At 68.2% G+C, this 19058-nt stretch carries 12 protein-coding genes; 5 read left to right on the top strand and 7 right to left on the bottom strand.

All coding sequences use genetic code 11. The annotated features are described in order from the left end of the window. Positions 1 to 3: 3 nt before the first annotated feature. The 5 genes from AC507J_RS26625 to AC507J_RS26605 all read right to left on the bottom strand — a co-directional run bounded on the left by AC507J_RS26625 (position 4) and on the right by AC507J_RS26605 (position 6001). Positions 4 to 2136 carry a PQQ-dependent sugar dehydrogenase gene (locus AC507J_RS26625; RefSeq protein WP_496292225.1) on the bottom strand — a complete coding sequence of 711 codons (2133 nt, stop codon included), beginning with the start codon at positions 2134 to 2136 and terminating at the stop codon, positions 4 to 6. Between the two features lie 434 nt (positions 2137 to 2570). After that, positions 2571 to 4271 (bottom strand): arylsulfotransferase family protein, encoded by a 1701-nt coding sequence (locus tag AC507J_RS26620; protein WP_496292223.1) that lies wholly within the window; start codon positions 4269 to 4271, stop codon positions 2571 to 2573. A 91-nt stretch (positions 4272 to 4362) separates the two neighbouring features. Next, the gene (locus tag AC507J_RS26615; protein WP_496292221.1) at positions 4363 to 4620 is read right to left on the bottom strand and encodes a hypothetical protein; all 258 of its coding nucleotides are present in this window, start codon (positions 4618 to 4620) and stop codon (positions 4363 to 4365) included. Positions 4621 to 4750: 130 nt separating this feature from the next. After that, positions 4751 to 5029, bottom strand: a complete 279-nt coding sequence (locus AC507J_RS26610; RefSeq protein WP_496292219.1) for a hypothetical protein — start codon at positions 5027 to 5029, stop codon at positions 4751 to 4753. A gap of 426 nt (positions 5030 to 5455) precedes the next feature. After that, the gene (locus AC507J_RS26605; RefSeq protein ID WP_496292217.1) at positions 5456 to 6001 is read right to left on the bottom strand and encodes a DUF4352 domain-containing protein; all 546 of its coding nucleotides are present in this window, start codon (positions 5999 to 6001) and stop codon (positions 5456 to 5458) included. Between the two features lie 99 nt (positions 6002 to 6100). On the opposite strand from AC507J_RS26605, the gene AC507J_RS26600 reads away from it, so the two are divergent. After that, positions 6101 to 8056: an N-6 DNA methylase gene (locus AC507J_RS26600; protein ID WP_496292215.1), complete on the top strand. Its 1956-nt coding sequence runs from the start codon at positions 6101 to 6103 to the stop codon at positions 8054 to 8056. A gap of 2 nt (positions 8057 to 8058) precedes the next feature. Here the strand turns inward: AC507J_RS26600 and AC507J_RS26595 are convergent, their stop codons facing one another. Both AC507J_RS26595 and AC507J_RS26590 read right to left on the bottom strand, forming a co-directional pair. Beyond that, on the bottom strand, positions 8059 to 8460 hold the full coding sequence (locus tag AC507J_RS26595) for a hypothetical protein (RefSeq protein WP_496292213.1): 402 nt from the start codon (positions 8458 to 8460) through the stop codon (positions 8059 to 8061). Then, on the bottom strand, positions 8457 to 8768 hold the full coding sequence (locus tag AC507J_RS26590) for a hypothetical protein (RefSeq protein WP_496292211.1): 312 nt from the start codon (positions 8766 to 8768) through the stop codon (positions 8457 to 8459). Before AC507J_RS26590 ends, AC507J_RS26595 begins: the two co-directional genes overlap by 4 nt. A gap of 331 nt (positions 8769 to 9099) precedes the next feature. On the opposite strand from AC507J_RS26590, the gene AC507J_RS26585 reads away from it, so the two are divergent. The 4 genes from AC507J_RS26585 to AC507J_RS26570 all read left to right on the top strand — a co-directional run. Beyond that, the gene (locus tag AC507J_RS26585) at positions 9100 to 10209 is read left to right on the top strand and encodes a serine/threonine-protein kinase (protein WP_496292209.1); all 1110 of its coding nucleotides are present in this window, start codon (positions 9100 to 9102) and stop codon (positions 10207 to 10209) included. 16 nt (positions 10210 to 10225) lie between these two features. Then, positions 10226 to 13027: an SNF2-related protein gene (locus AC507J_RS26580; protein WP_496292207.1), complete on the top strand. Its 2802-nt coding sequence runs from the start codon at positions 10226 to 10228 to the stop codon at positions 13025 to 13027. Further along, positions 13024 to 17943, top strand: coding sequence for a DNA methyltransferase family protein (locus tag AC507J_RS26575; protein ID WP_496292205.1), 4920 nt, complete (start codon positions 13024 to 13026; stop codon positions 17941 to 17943). Before AC507J_RS26580 ends, AC507J_RS26575 begins: the two co-directional genes overlap by 4 nt. A 431-nt stretch (positions 17944 to 18374) precedes the next feature. After that, the coding region (locus tag AC507J_RS26570) for a hypothetical protein (RefSeq protein ID WP_496292203.1) at positions 18375 to 19058 on the top strand (684 nt) is incomplete at its 3' end.

The following is a 19058-nucleotide window of genomic DNA, read 5'->3' as shown; positions in this document are numbered from 1 at the left end:
GGTCTACCGGCTCGGCACGATCACGACCTCGTCCGTCCCGGTCAGGGCGGGCAGGCCGTCGCCACCGGGGTCGGTGTAGGACGCGACGAAGACGGCGAACAGGTTGTCGGTGGCCGGGTCGTGACCCGACGGCACGGTGGTGAGAATGGAGCCGGTGCACCCGTTGGCGGTGGTCTGCGGGTGGCCGTGGTCGTCGTGACCGAGGATGTAGGTCACGCTGACCCGGGCACAGTCCACCGGCTGGTCGTCGGTGACCTGTACCTCGTACCGGACGGTGTCGCCGAAGTTGAACGGCTGGCCCGGCACCGGCGCGATCAGCTCCACCACCGGCGCGGCGTTGCCGACCACGACCCGCACCGACGCGGAGGCCGAGCGTCCACGCTTGTCGGTCACCTTCAGCGTCGCGTCGTAGATGCCGTTCTTGCGGTACGTGAAGGTCGGGTTGGCGGCCCGCGAGTCGACCTTGTTGTCGTCGTCGAGGTACCACTCGTACCGCAGCCGGTCACCGTCCGGGTCGGTGGTGCCCTCGCTGGAGAACTCCACGGTCAACGGGGTGACCCCGTTGGTCAGGTCGGCGGAGACCTGCGGCACCGGGCTGTGGTTGCCGTCCCAGCCGATGTAGTCGATCCGGGCGAGCTGCGCCTCAGGGTTCTCGCTGAAGAAGCCGTCGCCGTACTCGAGGACGTAGAGCGCGCCGTCCGGGCCGAATTCCAGGTCCATCGGGTTGTCGAAGACGACCGAGGGGAGCACCGACTCGATCCCGCTGAGGTTGCCGCGCCGGTCCAGCTGGAAGGCCTTCACGTAGTCCCGGGTCCACTCGTAGAACAGCGGCTTGCCGTCGTAGTACGCCGGCCAACCGGACGGGGTACGCCCCCGCGTCGTCGAGCGGTCGAACCGGTACGCCGGCCCGGCCATCGGCCCGATGCCACCGGTGCCCAGCTCCGGGAAGTGCGGAGAGAGGGTGTAGCCGTAGGAGACCTCGGCCTGCTCGACGGGCGGAAGCTCGCGCAGCCCGGTGTTGTGCGGCGAGTCGTTCACCGGCGCCGCGCAGTCGAAGGGCTGCCCCGACTGGCCGGTGGCGAAGTCATAGTCGACGTACGGCTGGTTCGGGCCGATGCAGTACGGCCAGCCGTGGTTGCCAGGCTTGCGGGCCACCAACCACTTGCCCTCGCCGGCCGGGCCACGTCCCGGGTCGGGTTGGCGGGCGTCCGGCGAGTAGTCGCCGACGTACAGCTCGCCGTTCTCGCGGTTCAGCTCGATCCGGAACGGGTTACGCAGGCCCATCAGGTAGATCTCCGGCCGGGTGCCCGGGGTCCCCTTCTTGAACAGGTTGCCGCTCGGGATGGTGTAGCCACCCTTGGCGCCCACCTTGATCCGCAGGATCTTGCCGCGCAGGTCGTTGGTGTTGGCCGAGCTGCGCTGGGCGTCGTACGCCGGGTTGCGGCCGTCGCGCTCGTCGATCGGCGCGTAGCCGCCGGACTCGAACGGGTTGGTGTCGTCGCCGGTGGAGAGGTACAGGTTGCCCTTGGCGTCGAAGACGATGTCCCCGCCGACGTGGCAGCAGATGCCCCGGTCGACCGGGACGTCGATGATCTGCTGCTCGGTCTTCAGGTCCAGGGTGTCCTTGACCAGGCGGAACCGGGACAGCCGGATCACCCCACGGAAGGGCGCGAAGTCCTCCTCGGTGCCCCAGGCCGGCGCGTCGCCCTCGTTGACGTCCGGGGTGGACGGGTCGTCGACCGGAGTGTCCATCGGGGGCGAGTAGTACAGGTAGACCCAGTTGTTGCCGCCCTTGCCGAAGCCGGGGTCGATCGCGACGTTCTGCAGGCCCTCCTCGTCGTGCTGGTACACGTCGAGGGTCGCGGCGATGGTGTTGCGGCCGGTGGCGGGGTTGTGCAGCCAGACGTCGCCGGCACGGGTCACGTGCAGCACCCGACCGTCGGGCAGTACGGCGAGGTCCATCGGTTCGCCCGGGCGGTCGTTGAGGGTGACCTTCTGGAAGTTCGTGTCCGGGGGAGGGCTTGTCGTCTCTGCGGCGGCCGTCGGATTGGTGGGCGCGGCCATCGAGGTGGCGGGCGGGGCGACGAGCGCGATGGTCGTCAGGCCAGCCACGGCGAGCGCGAGTCGTCTCTTCAACTGCCTCTCCTTCTGGTGAGGATCTGGTCGGGGCAGGTCGGGGACGTCCTGTCGGGGGTCTCCTCTCGGGGGTGCTCAGGCAGCACGGATCCGCCCGTCGTCGCGACGCGGGCACCGGATTCAGGCAAGGTGGGGACGGGGGCGGTCGGGGGCGGGGGAGGTCACGGTCGAGGCGATCGTCCCGTCTCGTTCACCTCGACGTAACATCCGGGCTGAAGCTAACAAAAGCAATGTCGATGTGTCTATGGCTTTCGGCAGGATCGGTGGAAACTTTCCTTCACTACAGCGAAAGCATTGTCCACACAGGAAAAACCGCTCTCAGGCCAGGTAGCTGACCTGAGAGCGGCGGGGCCGCCGGGTCGAGGGCGGCGTGACCGTCGGGTCGAGGGCGGCGGGGCCGTCGGGTCGAGGGCGGCGTGACCGCCGGGTCGAGGTTAGTCGCCGAGCCGGACGACGGCCGAGGTGGAGAGCACCGAGCGCTCCCCGTCCAGCGCCCGCACCTGGAAGTACGGGCCGGGGTCGGCCGTGCCGACCGCCGTCTCGAATCCGGTACGCATGGCGTGTTCGACCACCACCGTGAGTGACTCCGGATCGGGGCCGGCGAGCAACTGCCAGGCCCGGGTCTCCGTCGAGCCGTTCCACGAGGCGTACGCGATCCGCTGCGAACCCTCCTGCCGCAGGGCCAGGCTGGGTGGCTGCTCCGGGGTGCCGGTCCACTCGCTGCGGAACACCCGGTAGGAGACGTTCTCCCCGGGCATCCGCGCGGCATAGCGCAGGCTCCGCCAGCCGTCGCCGACGGTGTTGCCCTCGCCCGCGTACTCCGCGTAGTAGGGGTGCTGCCCCCAGCCGACGAACTCGTTGCCGTTCGGCAGCGCCTGTACGTTGCCCTGGGCGGGCGACGACAACCCCGGCCGGTGGAAGTACGTCCGCTCCATCGTGGCGGTGCCCTGCTCGACGTCCAGGTGCAACAGCAGACCGTGCGGCTGCCGCAGCGCACCGCTACCCGGCTGCCGGCCGGGGGTGCCGCCGGGCGGCAGCGGGTCGGGGCCGATCGGCTCGGGGCAGCAGCCGCCGTCGAAGAGGCTGATCCGGTTGTCCGGTCGGAACCGGGCGTCGTACTGCCAGGCGAAGTCCGCGTCCGGGCCGAGGGTGAAGTCGCTGCGGTCGCCGCCGAGCCGCCACCGGATCTGCCCGCCGGCCCGGTCGATCGCGTAGACCGTCCAGGTGTTCCGGAGCGAGATCAGCAACTGCCCGTCGGGTCCCTCGTCGACCGAGCTCAGGTGGTACGCGTCCCACACCCCGTCGGAGTGCCACGCCGCCGAGGCGGACACCCGCGACTCGGCCGGGTCGACGTGCTCCCGGACGTTCCAGGAGAAGACCAACTCACCCGTTGTCAGGTCGACCTCCTGCACCTCACTGTTGACTATGGTGCCGTCGGCCGGCCCACCGTACGGCCGCAGGTCCGCCGGCTCCACCCGGGACGCCAGGAACAGCGCCGTGCCCCGCTCGGTGAGCTGGAAATCGTACGGTTCGGCGTGGAAGCCATGATGTGCGGTGACCGTCTGGCGTAGCCGGTAGCGCGAATCCATCAGATAGAAACAGCCACCCGCCGTACGCTCCGCCGGCCCGGTCGCCAGGCTGCCCTGCCACCAGGTCAGCACCGGCTCCGTCGTCCCGGTCGCCGGGTCGAGCCAGCTCTGCACCTTGAAGTCGGCGTTGTGCAGACTCGCCGAGGGCAACGGCCGGAACCAGACCGGCTGCCCGCCGTCGTCGAGGATCAGCGCCCCGGTCTGGCCGACCAGCTCCGACCTGCTGTAGGGGGCGACGAAGATCCGACCGGGCGCGGCACCGGCCCGATGCGCGGTGACGTTCACCCGCATCGGCTGCAACTCCGGCTCGGAGACGAAGCTCCACACCTGGTCACCCGAGGTGACCACCGCCGGTTCGGCACCCTCCGGCATCGCCGTCGGCTCGGTGGCGCACGGCTGCGCGTACGCCACCGGGGTCGGTTCGAAGGGGGTGACGCCGGCAGCCGGGAGCGGACCGGCACCGGCCAGCACGACGACCGCCAGCGCTGCCGGCAGGCCGACTCTCCTCGCCCGGGCCGGCCGCGCCAACCCGATCGGGTGCGACACCATCACCACCTCCGCACTCCGGAGGGAATGTGAATATGGCTCCTACCTGGTCAAGCTACCAGTTTCCGGACGGCGAGAAGTGCTCTTCCGCTCACCTGCGCCCGGCCGCACGCAGGTGCATGACCAGCACCTCCGCCGGGATGCCCAGCACCCCGGCCAGCAGCGTCAACGGCTCCGGATGACCGCCGGCGTTCAGGTCCTCGTAGATCTCCAGCAGGCCGCGCAGCCGGGCGTCGGCGTCCTCCGGCCGCGCCGGCAGCTCGGCCAGCCGCGCCTGCACGTACCGACGCGTCACGATCCGGTCCGGGACGACCTCCCCGCCCGGGCAGGGGACGAGATGCGACTTCATCGGATGCCTCCTTCCTGAGTTGGTGGCGGCTATTGGTAAGAGCGCCGCAGGGGGCGGATTCGTACCAAGATCCGCAGGGGAGATCAGAAATTTGTGCCAGCTTTGCGGCCAGCGGCCGGGGCTATCCCGCTCACCGACGTCTGGCGGCACGCAGGTGCAGGACCAGGGTCTCCACCGGGATGCCCAGCACCCCGGCCAGCAGCGTCAACGGCTCCGGATGACCGCTGGCGTTCAGTTCCTCGTAGATCTCCAGCAGGCCCCGCAGTCGGGCGTCGGCCTCCTCCGGCCCGGCCGGCAACTCGGCGAGCCGCTCCCGCACGTACCGGCGCGTCATGCCCTGGTCCGCGACAACCTGCTCGTCGCCCGGCCGCGGCTCCTGTTCCTGTTCCTGTTCCTGTTCCTGCGGCATTGTCTGCCCACTCAACCGGCGGCGCGGCCGGGCCCGACCCAGCCACCCACGCCCACGACCCCACGCTGACGAATGACCATCGGCTGCAACTTCATCCGGTGCTCCCTCCGGGGGTGAACTGGTTGACGTTCGGTTGCTCAGGCGGTGCCGGCCTGGCGCTCGGTGCGCAGGCCGTGCTGGCGACGCTCGGCCGGTCAGCTCGTGCTGGCGACGCTCGGCTGGTTGGCTCGTGCTGGCGGCGCGCGGCCGGTCAGGTCGTGCTGGCGGCGTGCCAGTCGCGGAGAAACGCCGCGACCAGGGCTTCCGCGCGAGGGTGCGGATCGAATGCCTCCGCCACGCGGCGGCGGGCCATCAGCCCTGGATCTTGGTCCGGAACGGCCCCTATGGGGGCGCTCGCGGACCAAGGTCTCGGAGAGGTGGGTGGGTTCAGCTCAGGGCGACGGTGACGCCGCCGGAGAACGGCGAGTCGTGCAGCTTGAGTTCGGTGAGGGTGACGTCCTTGGGGATGTCGAAGACAACGACGCCGGTCACCTGGTTGCCGGGGTTGATGTCGTTGAGGAAGGTCTCGGCGTTCTTGTTGGCGTAGAGGGCCGCCTCGCCGTCGGTGGAGTACTCGGTGCCGTCGGCCGCGTACGCCTTCTGGCTGCTGCCGTCGAAGAGCTGCGCCTCCTTGCCGATGTTCTTGACCTTGAGGGTGACCAGGCAGTACTGGCCCTGGGCCTTGGCGCCGAGCAGGTCGTTGCCGACCTTGCGGACACCGCACTTGGCCGACTTGACGGTGAACTCGAACTTTCCGTCCCGCACCGCGTCGCCGATCTTCGCCGCCTTGGCGGGCTTCTCGGCACTGCCGGCGGCGGTGTCGGCGGCGGTGTCGCCACCGGCGGCGCTGCCGACCTCCTCGGCGGCTCCGGCGCCGCAACCGAGCGCGACGAGGGCGGTGGCGAGCAGGGCGAAGGTCGTGGTCTTGCGCATCGTTGTCCTCCCGATGTGAACGTGGCGGCGTCAATAAGAGCATCATCCGTGAACGCTGTCAACGGATATGATGCTTGACGGGTGTGACACACTGCGAAGGTGCAGGAAACAGCGACCATCACGGCGGCGGAGATCGCCCGGCTCGCCGGGGTTGGCCGGGCTGCGGTCAGCAACTGGCGCAAACGGCACGCCGACTTCCCGACCCCGGTGGGCGGGACGGCGACCAGCCCCGAGTTCGACCTGACCGAGGTCGAGCAGTGGCTACGCGCCCAGGGCAAGCTCCCCGAGCTGGCCACCGCCGACCGGCTCTGGCGCCGCCTCGCACCGGCCGCCGACTCCCCGGCCGCCGGCCTCGCCGCCGTCGGGACGCTGCTGCTGGCCCGGCAACGCGGTAAACGCCCCCGGCCAGCCGACCCCCACCTGGCACCGCTGCTGCCCGAGATCGACACGCTCGCCGACGAGCTGGGCACGCAGGACGCCTTCGACGCCCTCTGGCAACGCTTCTCCGCCCCCGGCCCCGGCCGCCCCTTCGCCACCCCCGACGACCTCGCCGACCTGATGGTCGGGCTGGCCGGCGTCGGCCCTGGTCGGGTCGGCGACTCCGCCGCCGCGCCACCCGGCACCGTCCTCGACCCGGCCGCCGGCACCGGTGCCCTGTTGCGCGCCGCCGTGCGCGCCGGCTGCACCGCCGCGTACGGGCAGGAACTCGACGGGGACCTGGCCCGGCTCGCCGGACTCTGGCTGGCCCTGCGCGAAGTCCCGGAGGAGGTGAGCGTGGGTGACTCGATGCGCGCCGACGCGTACCCCGGTCGCGTCTTCGACACCGTGCTCTGCCACCCGCCGTTCGGCGCCACCAACTGGGGAGACGACGAACTCGGCCACGACCCACGCTGGATCGTCGGCACCACCCCGCGTACCGAACCGGAGTTGGCCTGGGTGCAGCACGCCCTGGCCCACCTGCGGGTCGGCGGGCACGCCGTACTGCTGATGCCGCCCACCGTGGCCAGCCGCCGCGCCGGCCGGCGGATCCGCGCCGAACTGCTGCGCCGGGGCGCACTGCGCGCGGTGATCGCGCTGCCGGCCGGGGTGGCCGCGCCGCACGGCGTACCCCTGCACCTGTGGGTGCTGCGCCGGCCCGCGCCCGACGCGCCACCACCGGCGCGGACGCTGCTTGTCGACGCCGCTTCCGGCGACCTGGCCGCGACCGCCCCGCGCATCCTCGACGCCTGGCGCACCTTCGACGCGGACGCCGAGGTCGACCAGGCCGGCTTCGCCAGCGCGGTACCGGTCATCGAGCTACTGGACGAGGAGGTCGACCTCACCCCCGCACGCCGGCAACCCGCCGTCGCGGGCGAGGCCACCGGCGAACAACTGGTACGCACCAGAGAGCGACTGGCCGCCGTCGTCGGCGACCTGCCGGCGCTGATGCCGCAGGTCAGGCCCCTGCCCGAGGGGCCGGACGGCGACTTCCTGACGGTGGGGGAGCTGGCCCGCTCCGGCGCGCTGCACCTGCTCGGCCCGATCCGCGCCACCGCCACCGACGCTTCTTCCGGGGCCGGCGATCCGGCCGGAAGCGGCCCGCTGGTGCTGACCGTTCAGGATGTGCTCGGCGGCGAACCACCCTCCGGTCGCGACGACGGCCGACTCGGCCAGCAGATCCCGCTCAAGGCCGGCGACGTGGTGGTGCCGATGGTCGCCCGGCAGCTCACCGCCCGGGTGGTCACCGTCGAGGGCGTCCTGTTGGGGCGCAACCTCTACCTGCTGCGCCCCAACCCGGCGACCCTGGATCCGTGGTTCCTGGCCGGGCAGCTGCGTACCTCGACCAACGAGAAGCAGGCGTCCAGCCTCTCCGGCACGCTGCGCTTCGACATCCGCCGCGCCCAGGTCCGCCGGCTCCCACTGGCCGAGCAGCGTACGCACGGCGAGGCGTTCCGCCGGCTGGACGCCTTCGAGTCGGCGCTACGGCAGGCCGCGACCCTCGGCGCGGAACTGGTCCAGCTCACCGCCGACGGCCTGGCCCGGGGCACCATCCGGCCAGACGGAGCACCGGGCTGAGCTCAGACCTCCAGGATCTCCCAGCCGTCACCGAGCACCGTCCGGATCTGGTCGGGGTGGGAGGTCACGACGCCCGCCTGGTTGACCATCGCCAGCCAGGCGGCGTGCGCGGAGCCGAGTCGACCGGTGTGCCGAGCCAGGCCACCGATTGTCGGTGCCTCGTCGCCGTCGTCGAGATTCAGGGTGGGCACGACGGTGACCACGGCCGGATTCCGGCGCAGCATTCGCAGCAGCTCATGCTCGGTCGGGTCGAGCCGGCTGTACGCCTCCAACAGGCAGGCCAGCGGCACCGCCACCGTTCCCTCGACGTCGGCCACCGCGACCAGCGCCTCGCCGACGGCCGGCACCCCCTGCACGTACGCCAGCAGCGCGCCGGTGTCGAGCACCCAGTAGGCCCGGCTCATGCCGCCGAGGCGTCGTTCAGCTCCGAGCGCAGCTCCTCGGCCGACCGGCCCAGCAGCCCGGCGACCCGGGCGACGGCCGCCTCACGAGCCTCCGGCGTGACCTGGTGGGCGGCGAGTCGCTGGGCTGACCCGGCGGGGTCGTACGGGAACTCGCCGTGCCCGGCTGCCCGGAGCGCGGCCCGCATGTCGTCGGATATCCGGCGACGGCGCAGCGCCTCGGTGACGTACGCGGACACCTGACGGGCTGGGAGCGCGTCTAGCTGTTCCGCCACGTCATCTGGCACGGAGATCGTCACACGCCGACTCATACTCCGGAGCCTAGCGGAGTATGAATCTTGCCTCGGCGCCGACTCGCCGACCGGGCAGACCCCGGTGATCCAGGTTGACGCCGAATAACTGACAACGGCTCACATTCGGTCGGATATCCGACGCTGGTGTGACACCCCCTGGTGTCGGCGGATCCGCGCCGGTCGGAGGCGGATCACACTGTCGACTGTGGTCCGTCGGGGTGCCGTAACGCGCCAAAGGGACGGTAGCTCTCGATGGCACAGCGTTGTACGGTCATGCGTTCGTGCGGCCCGAGCGTGCCGCGAACAGGGGCACGCTTCTGGGGGCAGGGGCCATTGTGGAGGGGACCGGATGACGCTGGGCAACATCGGCGGCTACACGCTGGTCAGGCCGCTCGGGTCCGGTGGCATGGGTGACGTCTTCTTCGCGGTGTCGCCGATCGCCCAGCGGGTCGCGCTCAAGGTGATCAGAAAGCACCTGATCGAGACGCCGACGATCCGGGACCGGTTCGCCGCCGAGGTGGAGAGTCTCAAGCTGGTCTTCGGCTCCCGGGTGGCGCGCCTCGAGGACGCCGACGCCACCGGCGATCCGGCCTGGCTGGCGGTGGAGTACGTCCCCGGCGCCACCCTGCGCCAGCACGTCGACGCCCGGGGCCCGCTGCCGCTGCCGCTGGCCGCGATGGCCGGTGCGATGCTCGCCGAAGGGCTGGGCAAGGTGCACCAGGCCGGGCTGCTGCATCGGGATCTCAAGCCGCAGAACATCATCCTCGGCCCGGACGGCCCGAAGCTGATCGACTTCGGGTTGGCGGTACTCATCGACCGCAACGACTACCTGACCGAGCCGGGCGCCATGGTCGGCACCCCGGCCTACATGTCACCGGAGCAGGTCCGCGGCGAGCGGAAACTCAGCCCAGCGGTGGACGTCTACGGTCTGGCCGCGATCCTGGTCTTCGCGCTTACCGGCCACGCCCTCTATCCGCCGACCAACTCGTGGAACCTGCTGCTGCGGATCACCGAACCGAGCGACCTGCCCGACCTCTCCGGCGTACCGGCCGAGCTGGTGCAGCTGCTCGGCGCGATGCTCGCCTTCGACCCGACCGCCCGGCCGGCGCTCGCCGACGTCCAGGCCCGGTTGCTGGCCGTGGCCACCGCCACCGGCGGCAGGAACGTCCACGACCTGCGGCAGGAGGTCGCCGCGCGCACCTACGACAGCGCGACGGAACTGCTGGTCCCACCGGATCTTCAGGACCCGCACGAGGATCCCGAGGCCCCGCGGATGATCGAGCAGGGCAACACCCTCGAAGACGAGCAGGGCAACACCCTCGAAGAGGGGACGAGCACCGTCGCGGAGCCCGCACCCACGAAGGTCGACCCCGATCGGCCCGGGAGCGGCCCGCCGGTCGACGTGACCTGGCTGGTCGAGAAGCTGCGCAACCAGTACGCCCGCCGATCCACCCTGTAGGAAGGCCGCACCACCGATGACCACCCCCCAGGGCGCGACCTTCGCGCCCGGCTCCCGCATCGTCGTCCGCGACGAGGAGTGGCTGGTACGCAGCGTCAAGACCGGCACCGCCGACGGCACAATGATCAAAGCGGTCGGGGTCTCCGAGTTCGTCCAGGACGTCGAGGCCACCTTCTTCACCGCCCTTGACGCCGTCGCGCCGATGCGCCCCGAGGAGACCCAACTCGTCCGGGACACCTCCTCCCGTTTCCGGCAGAGTCGACTGTTCCTGGAGGCGGTGCTGCGGCGTACGCCCCTGCCGCGTACCGAACGCGGCCTGGCGCTGGCCGACCGGTTCCTGCTCGACCCGCTCACCTACCAGCAGCGCCCGGTCGAGCTGGCCCTCGCTGGCCTGCGCCCACGGATCCTGCTCGCCGACGTGGTCGGCCTGGGCAAGACCCTGGAGATCGGGCTGATCCTGGCCGAGCTGATCCGCCGGGGTCGGGGCGACCGCATCCTGGTGGTCTCGCCGCAGCAGGTGCTCGAACAGTTCCAGCGGGAGCTGTGGACCCGGTTCGCCATCCCGCTGGTACGCCTCGACTCCACCGGCATCCAGCGCATCCAGCAGGAGATCCCGGCCGGGCGTAACCCGTTCACCCACTTCAAGCGGGCCATCATCTCCGTCGACACGCTCAAGGACGCCGGCCAGTTCGGCCACCACCTCGACGCCACCACCTGGGACGCGGTGGTCATCGACGAGTCACACAACCTGATCAACAAGGGCACCAAGCGCAACGAGCTGGCCCGCCGGCTGGCCGCGAAGACCGACGCGCTGCTGCTGGCCAGCGCCACCCCGCACAACGGCGACAAGGAGTCCTTCGCACAGCTCATCTCGCTGCTCGACCCGGCGGCCATCGCCAACCCGAAGGACTACCAGGCCAGCGACATCGCCCACCTCTACCTGCGGCGTACGAAGATCAGCCCGGAGGTACGCGACCAGATCGGCGACCGCTGGGCCGACCGTGGCCCGTCACAGGCCATCCCCTGCCCGGCCGGCGAGATCGAGGAGCAGATCTTCGACGAGCTGACCGACGTGTGGTTGGCCGGTAAGTGGAGCGACGAGGCGGTCACCGGCCAGCACCGGCTTTTCCCGTACACCTTGTTGAAGTCTTTTCTCTCCTCGCACCGTGCGCTGCACGAGACGGTGACCAACCGGCGCAAGAAGGCCACCGGCACCGAAAGCGCGGCGCTGGACCGGCTCGCGGAGCTGACCTCGGCGATGACCGACCAGGATTCCAGCAAGCTGCGCCACCTGGTCGAGGAGCTGAAGCGGATCGGCGTCGGCCGGGGCAGCGACACCCGGGCGGTGGTCTTCTCCGAGCGGGTGCCGACCATCAAGTGGCTCGCCGGGACCGTCCCCGGGCTGCTCGGGCTGAAGCCGGACGCGGTCAGGGTGCTGCACGGCGGCGTGGCCGACAAAGACGAGCAGACGATCCTTCAGGAGTTCGAGTTGGCCGGCAGCGGGGTGCGGCTGCTCTTCACCGGCGACGTGGCCTCCGAGGGTGTCAACCTGCACCAGCAGTGCCACCACCTGATCCACTACGACATCCCGTGGAGCCTGATCCGGATCGAGCAGCGCAACGGCCGCATCGACCGCTACGGGCAGCGCCACCAGCCGCAGTTCCGCGCGCTGATCCTCACCTCCGCCCGCGAGGACGCCAAGGACGACCGCACGGTCTCCCAAGTGCTTCTCCGCCGAGAGGAAACAGCGCACCGAACCCTCGGCAGCGTGGAGGCCGCGACCGGCCTCTACGACGCGAAGGCCGAGGAGGACCGCCTGGTCCGCGACCTGCTGCACGGCAGGACCGTGGACGAGTCGTACGCGCACGTCGAGGTGGATGTGCTTGCCGACCTCTTCGGTGATGTCGGCTCCGCCCCGGTCGCCGCCGAGTTGCCGCAGGCCCGGGTGCCGAAGCTCTTCGACTCGACCCGGGATTTTGTCGACGTCGCCCTGCACGAGGTCTACGACGACCGGCCCGAGGACCGTATCGACCTGCGCCGCGAGGACGAACTGCTCACCTTCCTCGCCCCCGACGACCTGGTGCACCGGCTCACCGACCTGCCCCGCTCCTACCTGCGCGCCCACCGTGAGGGCGAGCAGCTGCGGCTGAAGGTGACCTTCGACCGTCCGCTGGCCCAACGCAAGCTCGACCAGGCCCGGCAGCGCAAGACCCCGATGTGGCCGGAGATCGCCTTCCTCAGCGACGTGCACCCGATGGTCGACTGGCTCGTCGACAAGGTGCTGATCCGGCTGGGCCGCCAGCAGGCCCCAGTGCTCACCGCCGACGTGACCGACCCGACCTTCCTGATCCAGGGCGTTTACGCCAACCGGCTCGGTCAACCCACGGTGGTGCAGTGGATGGCCGTCTCCGGCCTGCCCGGCGAGCCCACCATCGCGCCGATGGACGAGGTGCTGCGGGCGGCCGGGGTCGGCCCCGACATGGTCAACCGGGCCGAGACCATCGACACCGCCCCGCTGAGCGAGTTGCTGACGCGGGTGGTGGCCGCCGCCCGCGACCACCTGGAAGGCAAACGCGCCGAGTTCGACGCCGCCAACGCCGAGCCGCTGCGCCGCCACCGGGAACGGCTGGCCGCCTTCCAGCAGGCCAGTCTGTTCGGTGAACTGCCCGGCGCGCACCGCGAACGTCGCCGTCAGCGCGTCGACGCCACCGTCGCCGAGCAGCACGACCTGCTCGACCGCCTGGAAACCGACGGCGCACCGCTGCTCCGCGTCCTCGCCGTCCTCGTCCCCGCCGCAGAGCACGGAGTGCAAGCATGAGTTTCGAGTCGCTGACCAACCGCGGCGAATATCTCTCCGCGCACTACCTCGCCGAGATCCTGCCCACCACGCTCAAGAACAGCGACCTGGTCAAGGGCTGGACCAAGGCCGAGAAGGCCAACCAGCAGACCCCACGCACCGGCCTGCGGAGCCTGCGCCGCCCCTACTTCGACGCCAAGACCGAGCTTGCCGACGAGGAGTTCTTCGACCCGGAACGGCTCCGCAAACTGCACGACCAACTGCTGGCAGCCCTCGGTTTCGAGCCGCATCGGCAGACCATCACCGTCGAACGCGCCGGCCACGAGCAGGAGATCACCGTCGCGTACGCCGAACTGGGCACCGCGCACGGCATCGTCGCGCTGGACTGCGGCTGGGCCGTCGACACCGAGGCCGCCCAGGACCCGGACGGCGCCGGCCGGCTGCTGGACCCGGTGACCCTGCCCGGCAACGAGACCATCACCACCGGCGCGAAACTCGCCTCCTGGCTATTCGCCACCGAGCGGCCACCCCGCTATGTGCTGATCCTCAGCGGGGGAGTGGTGACTCTCGCCGACCGGGCCGCCTGGGGCGAGGGCCGATACCTGGCCGTCAGCCTGGACACCGCGTACGCCCGAAATGACGACCGGGAGTACGACGTCGTCGCCGCCCTCTTCGGTGCCGATTCGCTGCGCCCGCCCGCCGAGGGCGGCACCGAACCCCTCGCCGACCTGGTCGCCGGCTCCCGCCAACACGCCGTCGGGGTTTCCAGCGAACTGCGCGAGGGCCTGAAGGTCTCCGTCGAACTCATCGCCAACGAGGTGCTCGACCGCATCCGCGCCGCCGGCTACCAGCCGCAGCAGGTGATGATGCTTGACGAGCTGGCCAAGGAACTCGGCCGCGAGGCGCTGCGCTACCTCTACCGGATCCTCTTCCTGCTCTACGCCGAGGCGCGACCGGAGCTGGGCGTGCTGCCGGTGAACGATCCGCAGTACGTCGAGGGCTACAGCCTGGCCCGCATCGGCGACCTGGTCTCCCGCCCTCTGCCGCCCTCCGCCAAGGACGGCACCCACCTCTACGAGTCGCTGGACCTGCTGTTCCGCATGGTCAACGACGGCCACCGCCCGCGCGGCGGCACCGAGGTCGAGGAGAATGCCAGCGAGGGCGAGGGCCTGCGCTTCGAGCCGATGAAGTCGGACCTCTTCCTGCCCGAGAAGACCCGCCTGATCGGCCAGCTCATCCCCGCCCCCGGCGACGACGACGAGGACGACGCGGACGCCCCGACCATCGACACCCGGCTGCGTAACAAGGTCCTCTACGAGGTGCTGCGCCGGCTGATGCTCACCAAGGGCAGCAAGCGGCGACGCGGCGGCTTCATCTCGTACGCCCAACTCGGCATCAACCAGCTCGGCGCGGTCTACGAGGGCCTGATGTCGTACACCGGTTTCGTCGCCACCGAGCAGCTCTACGAGGTCGCCAAGAACGGCGACCCGAAGGACGGCTCGTGGATGATCCCCGCCTCCAAGGCCGACGAGTACGACGACAACGTCTTCGTCTACCGCGAGAACGCCTACACGGGCGTGCGTAGCCGGGTCAGCTACGACCCCGGCCAGTTCGTCTACCGGCTCGCCGGCCGGGACCGGCAGACCAGCGCCTCCTACTACACCCCGCAGTCGCTTACCGAGGTCACCGTCCAGCTCGCCCTGAAGTACCGCCTCGACCAGGAGGACACGGTCACGCCCGCCCGTGAGCTGCTGGACTGGACGATCTGCGAACCGGCGCTCGGCTCCGGCGCCTTCCTCAACGAGGCCATCAACCAGGTCGCCGCCGAATACCTGCGCCGCCGGCAGAAGGAACTCGACAGCACCCTCGACCCGGAGGACTACCACCTCGAACTCCAGCGGGTGAAGGCGTACATCGCCCTGCACAACTGCTACGGCGTAGACCTCAACCGCACCGCCGTCGAGTTGGCCGAGGTCTCCCTCTGGCTCAACGTCATGCACGCCGGCCTCCAGGCCCCCTGGTTCGGCCTGCACCTGCAACGCGGCAACTCCCTCATCGGCTGCGGACGCAAGACCTACGACGCAAAGCAACTCGCCGACAAGTCCTGGCTCACCACCGCCCCGCAGGAAAAACCCTTCCGCGACGGCCCGATCGACACGGACACCATCCACCACTTCCTGCTTCCCGCCGACGGCTGGGGCGCGGTAGCGGGCGAGAAGGAAGCCCGCGAACTGGCGCCGGCCGAAACCGCGCGGTTGAAAGCTTGGCGTACGGCGATGAAGCGCACCCCGTCCGCCAAGGGCAAAAACTCCCAGGTCAAACGCCTCCAGGCGTTGGGTCGTCGGGTCGAGTTCCTGTGGGGTCTGGTGCAGCAGCGCCTCGCCATCTCCGAGCGGGAGATCCGCCGCGACATCCCCGTCTGGGGTGCCGACGACCTGCCGCCGGTCACCGAGGCGGTGCCCCGGGACCGCATCCTCGCCGACCTGACCGCGCCCGGCACTCCGTACTGGCGACTCAAGACCCTGATGGACGTCTGGTGCGCGCTCTGGTTCTGGCCCCTGGACAAGGTCGGTCTCCTCGATGGCTCCGACACCGACGCGTACCCGCCGGCCCCCGTCCAGGTCACCCACGTCAAAGACCAGCCAGCGTACGACGAACAGCCCGCCTACGAAGCCGCGGACCTTTTCGGCAACGTCCAGCCGCAGCAGATGAGACTCCCCACCAAGCCCACCGGCGGCACGCGCCGGATGACCGTCGCCGAACAACTCCGCCAACAGGTCCCCCTGACCAACCTGGACGACTGGCTAACCTTTACCGAAGCCCTGATCGGCCGCACGGACGCCGACGAGGCGACCGAAGCCTTCTACGGCCGCAAGCTCACCAGCCTCGCCGAGATGAGCGACTTCGAGCAGAAACTCGACGGCGTGATTGGCGTGGACTCGCCGTTGACGCTGGCCGACCGCTTCCCGTGGCTCCTCACCACCGAATACATCGCCAACCAACAGGGCTTCTTCCATTGGGAACTAACGTTTGCGCAGGCGTTCGCCAAGGGCGGCTTCGACCTCCAGGTGGGCAATCCGCCTTGGGTGCGTCCCACGTGGAAGGAAGACGTGGTACTAGCCGAACCCGATCCGTGGTTTCGGCTTATCGAAAAGCCGTCGGTTGCAGACTGGCGCCAACGCCGAGAGCTATTGCTTAACCGGAGAGAATTTCGTGGAGTCTTTTTGATAGAACTGGCAGCCAACTCGGCTGTCGCTAATTTTCTCAGTAGCTCCGCAAGCTACCCGCTGCTTGCGGGAACTCAGCCTGACCTGTACCGAGCATTCATGTGTCGAGTCTGGAAGCACCTCGCGCCTCGTGGTGCTGCTGGCCTAGTGCATCCTGACACCCACTTCGGGGGAGCAAGGGAGGGTGCTCTACGCGAGGAAGCGTACAAGCATCTCAAGGTTCACGGTGGTTTCATCAACGTTGCCAACTGGGCTTTCGAGGATGCTAGTCGAAACATTGAGTTTGGTGTGCATATCTATGGATTTCGTGGTCCTGTAAGGTTCAAGCACCTCAGTCGACTTTTCGGGCCGACTGTTCTTTTGGAATCGCTCCTTCACGAGGGGGGTGGCCCTGTTCCCGGACAGCGACAGAACGGAAAGTGGGATATTCGACCGCACACGATGCGAGTCGTAGAGGTTGACAAGGGTGTACTTGCCGGCTGGCGAAGGTTGAGAGGCTCGGACCTCCCGGTTGAACAAACACCGCTGCTGTATCCGATCACGAAGCAGGAGGGGGAGGCGATTTCGGCGCTCGCTCGTTTTGGGTCGCGTGTCGGTCAGGGTGCATATATAAGTAGCGGTTACCACGAGAACGGTGCCAAGCAGGCAGGGCTCATACGGTGGAGGCAGGAGGTTCCAGCCTCATTGGACAGGGTCGTTCTTCAAGGTCCACATTTCGGAATTGCAACTCCGATTGCAAAAGTTCCCCGCAAGCCATACCGAAGCAATAATGATTGGCAGATTGTAGACCTCACCGCGCTGCCAGACCACTTTATACCGCTGACGAACTACGTTGCAGTTGGCGAAGAGGCAGAGCTTCATGCTGCTCAGGATGAATGGGGTGGGCGTCGGTGCACACAGTATTATCGCCTTGCTTGGCGAAAGATGATCGCTTTCAATACGGAGAGGTCCCTTTTTGCGGCATTGATTCCCCCTGGCCCGTCTCATGTGCATGCCGTCCATAGTCTGGCGTTCGCTGACAATCTCCGGACTGTTCTTGCTTGTGGCTTTTGGGCCTCGCTGGTCTTGGATTATTTTGTCCGAATAACGAATCGATCAGATTTGCAGCACAGTGAAGCTAGAAGTATGCCTATGCCGCAGCCGGATCACCCTTTAGTATCGGCATTATTGCTGCGAGTGCTTCGGCTTAATTGTCTGACATCCGCCTACTCGCCACTGTGGTCGGAGCTTTTTATGGATGATTGGCTCAATGAGGGGTGGACGGTAGATTCGGCCGGAATGCCATCTCCCGGAAGTGGTATCGGGCCGGGATGGAATCGACAAGTTCCGTATCGGACTGAGCGGAGTCGCCGCGCTGCCTTAGTCGAGATTGACGCACTGGTCGCAGTGTGGCTGGGGATTGGGGTTGAGGAGCTCTTGGCGCTTCTGCGATCCCGATATCCCATACTTACCGAGCGTGAGAGCCAGATGTGGTTTGATGCGCGAGGTCGCAGAATTTCGGCTGATCCATATGCGTTCGGAAATGGGCAGGTAAAGGAACATTTCGAGCAGCTTGTGGCGCACCTGGCTAGCCCTCAACGGCATCCGGTGCCGGAAGGATATGCAGCCCCGTTTTACAGGGCGGATCGAGAGAGCGAGTATCGGCAAGCTCACGCAGTGTTCACTAAGCGAGTTCAGGATGCGATCGACGCGGGGTGGCGACCGTCGTAGCCGCACGCCCCCTTCTTGCTTGGCGCAGCGAATCGTTTCGCAAGAGCATATTATCGATTTGGATGGTGGGGTTCGAATTAGGACAGTGATCGGGTGGTCTTGAGTCATCTAAGCCGCCTTTAGGAATTACCCTCGGCCTCGTCGCTACGGCCTTCGTGGCCCGCGCTGCTGACCCGTCGACATAATCTAAACGTCGGCATATACTGAACGTTATGTCTCATAGCGAATCAGGCAGTCCGCATCTATATGTTGCGACTGGATTGCGGTGGACAGCTCCGCCGAACTGGCCAGAGGCGCCACCGGACTGGACGCCCACAGTGGACTGGCGGCCCGATCCTGCTTGGGGACCACCACCCATAGGCTGGGCCTTCCTGAGACTGAGTGACTGTGCTGCTGACGCCGATCTGCCGCTTGAATATCGTGACAGTGACTTGGACGAGAAGTTAAGGCCGCATATCAGCAACCCTCGGTACCCTGCACGAGCATTCGTCGACTTCCTCAGTAGTATCACCAACATTGTTAGCTCCGCATTCGAAGTGACCGGCGAAGTGGAGCGCGTTGGCAGAAGCTACCGTGAGTCGGCATTGAGGTCCGTAAGCGATGCGGCGGATCTGCTCGAACGAGCCGAACGCTCAGGAAAAGCCGTACCGTTCGTATTCTTTGCTTGTGTGCAAGACGCTGTGAGTGCCGTTAAAATGTTTGCCGCAGCAGCAGACCAGAGTGTTGATGATGGACAAAAGGAAGCGAATCTTGCGGCTTTTTCGACCACCGAGTACGACGATGATCGCCTATCTTTCAGTACTACAAGCGCAGAGCAGGAGGTTGGCGAGAAGTTCCAACTTCTGTTTGATGCGGCAGTCGCACGTGTGTTGGCCGTTATTGAGGAAGCCGTACGTCAGTCCCAGCTTCCCGGAGGGCGCGGCATGGCGGCTAGAAGCGCTCTGAAGGAGTTGGACGAAGCAAAGCGATTGGTCGAGCAAGCTGGCGCGGGCCGGATCGGACTCGACGAGGCATTGCGGATTGTTGACCTACTGGACGCCGTGAGTCTGCGAGTGGCTGCCACGCTCGGAATCTCGCCGGATCCAATCGCTCCTTCGGCGTCCGAATCGGCGGCC

It is taken from the genome of Micromonospora sp. PRAS1, from assembly GCF_059553435.1.
Note: the sequence above shows the minus strand (reverse complement) of the source record. Positions and strands in the feature narration are given on the sequence as shown.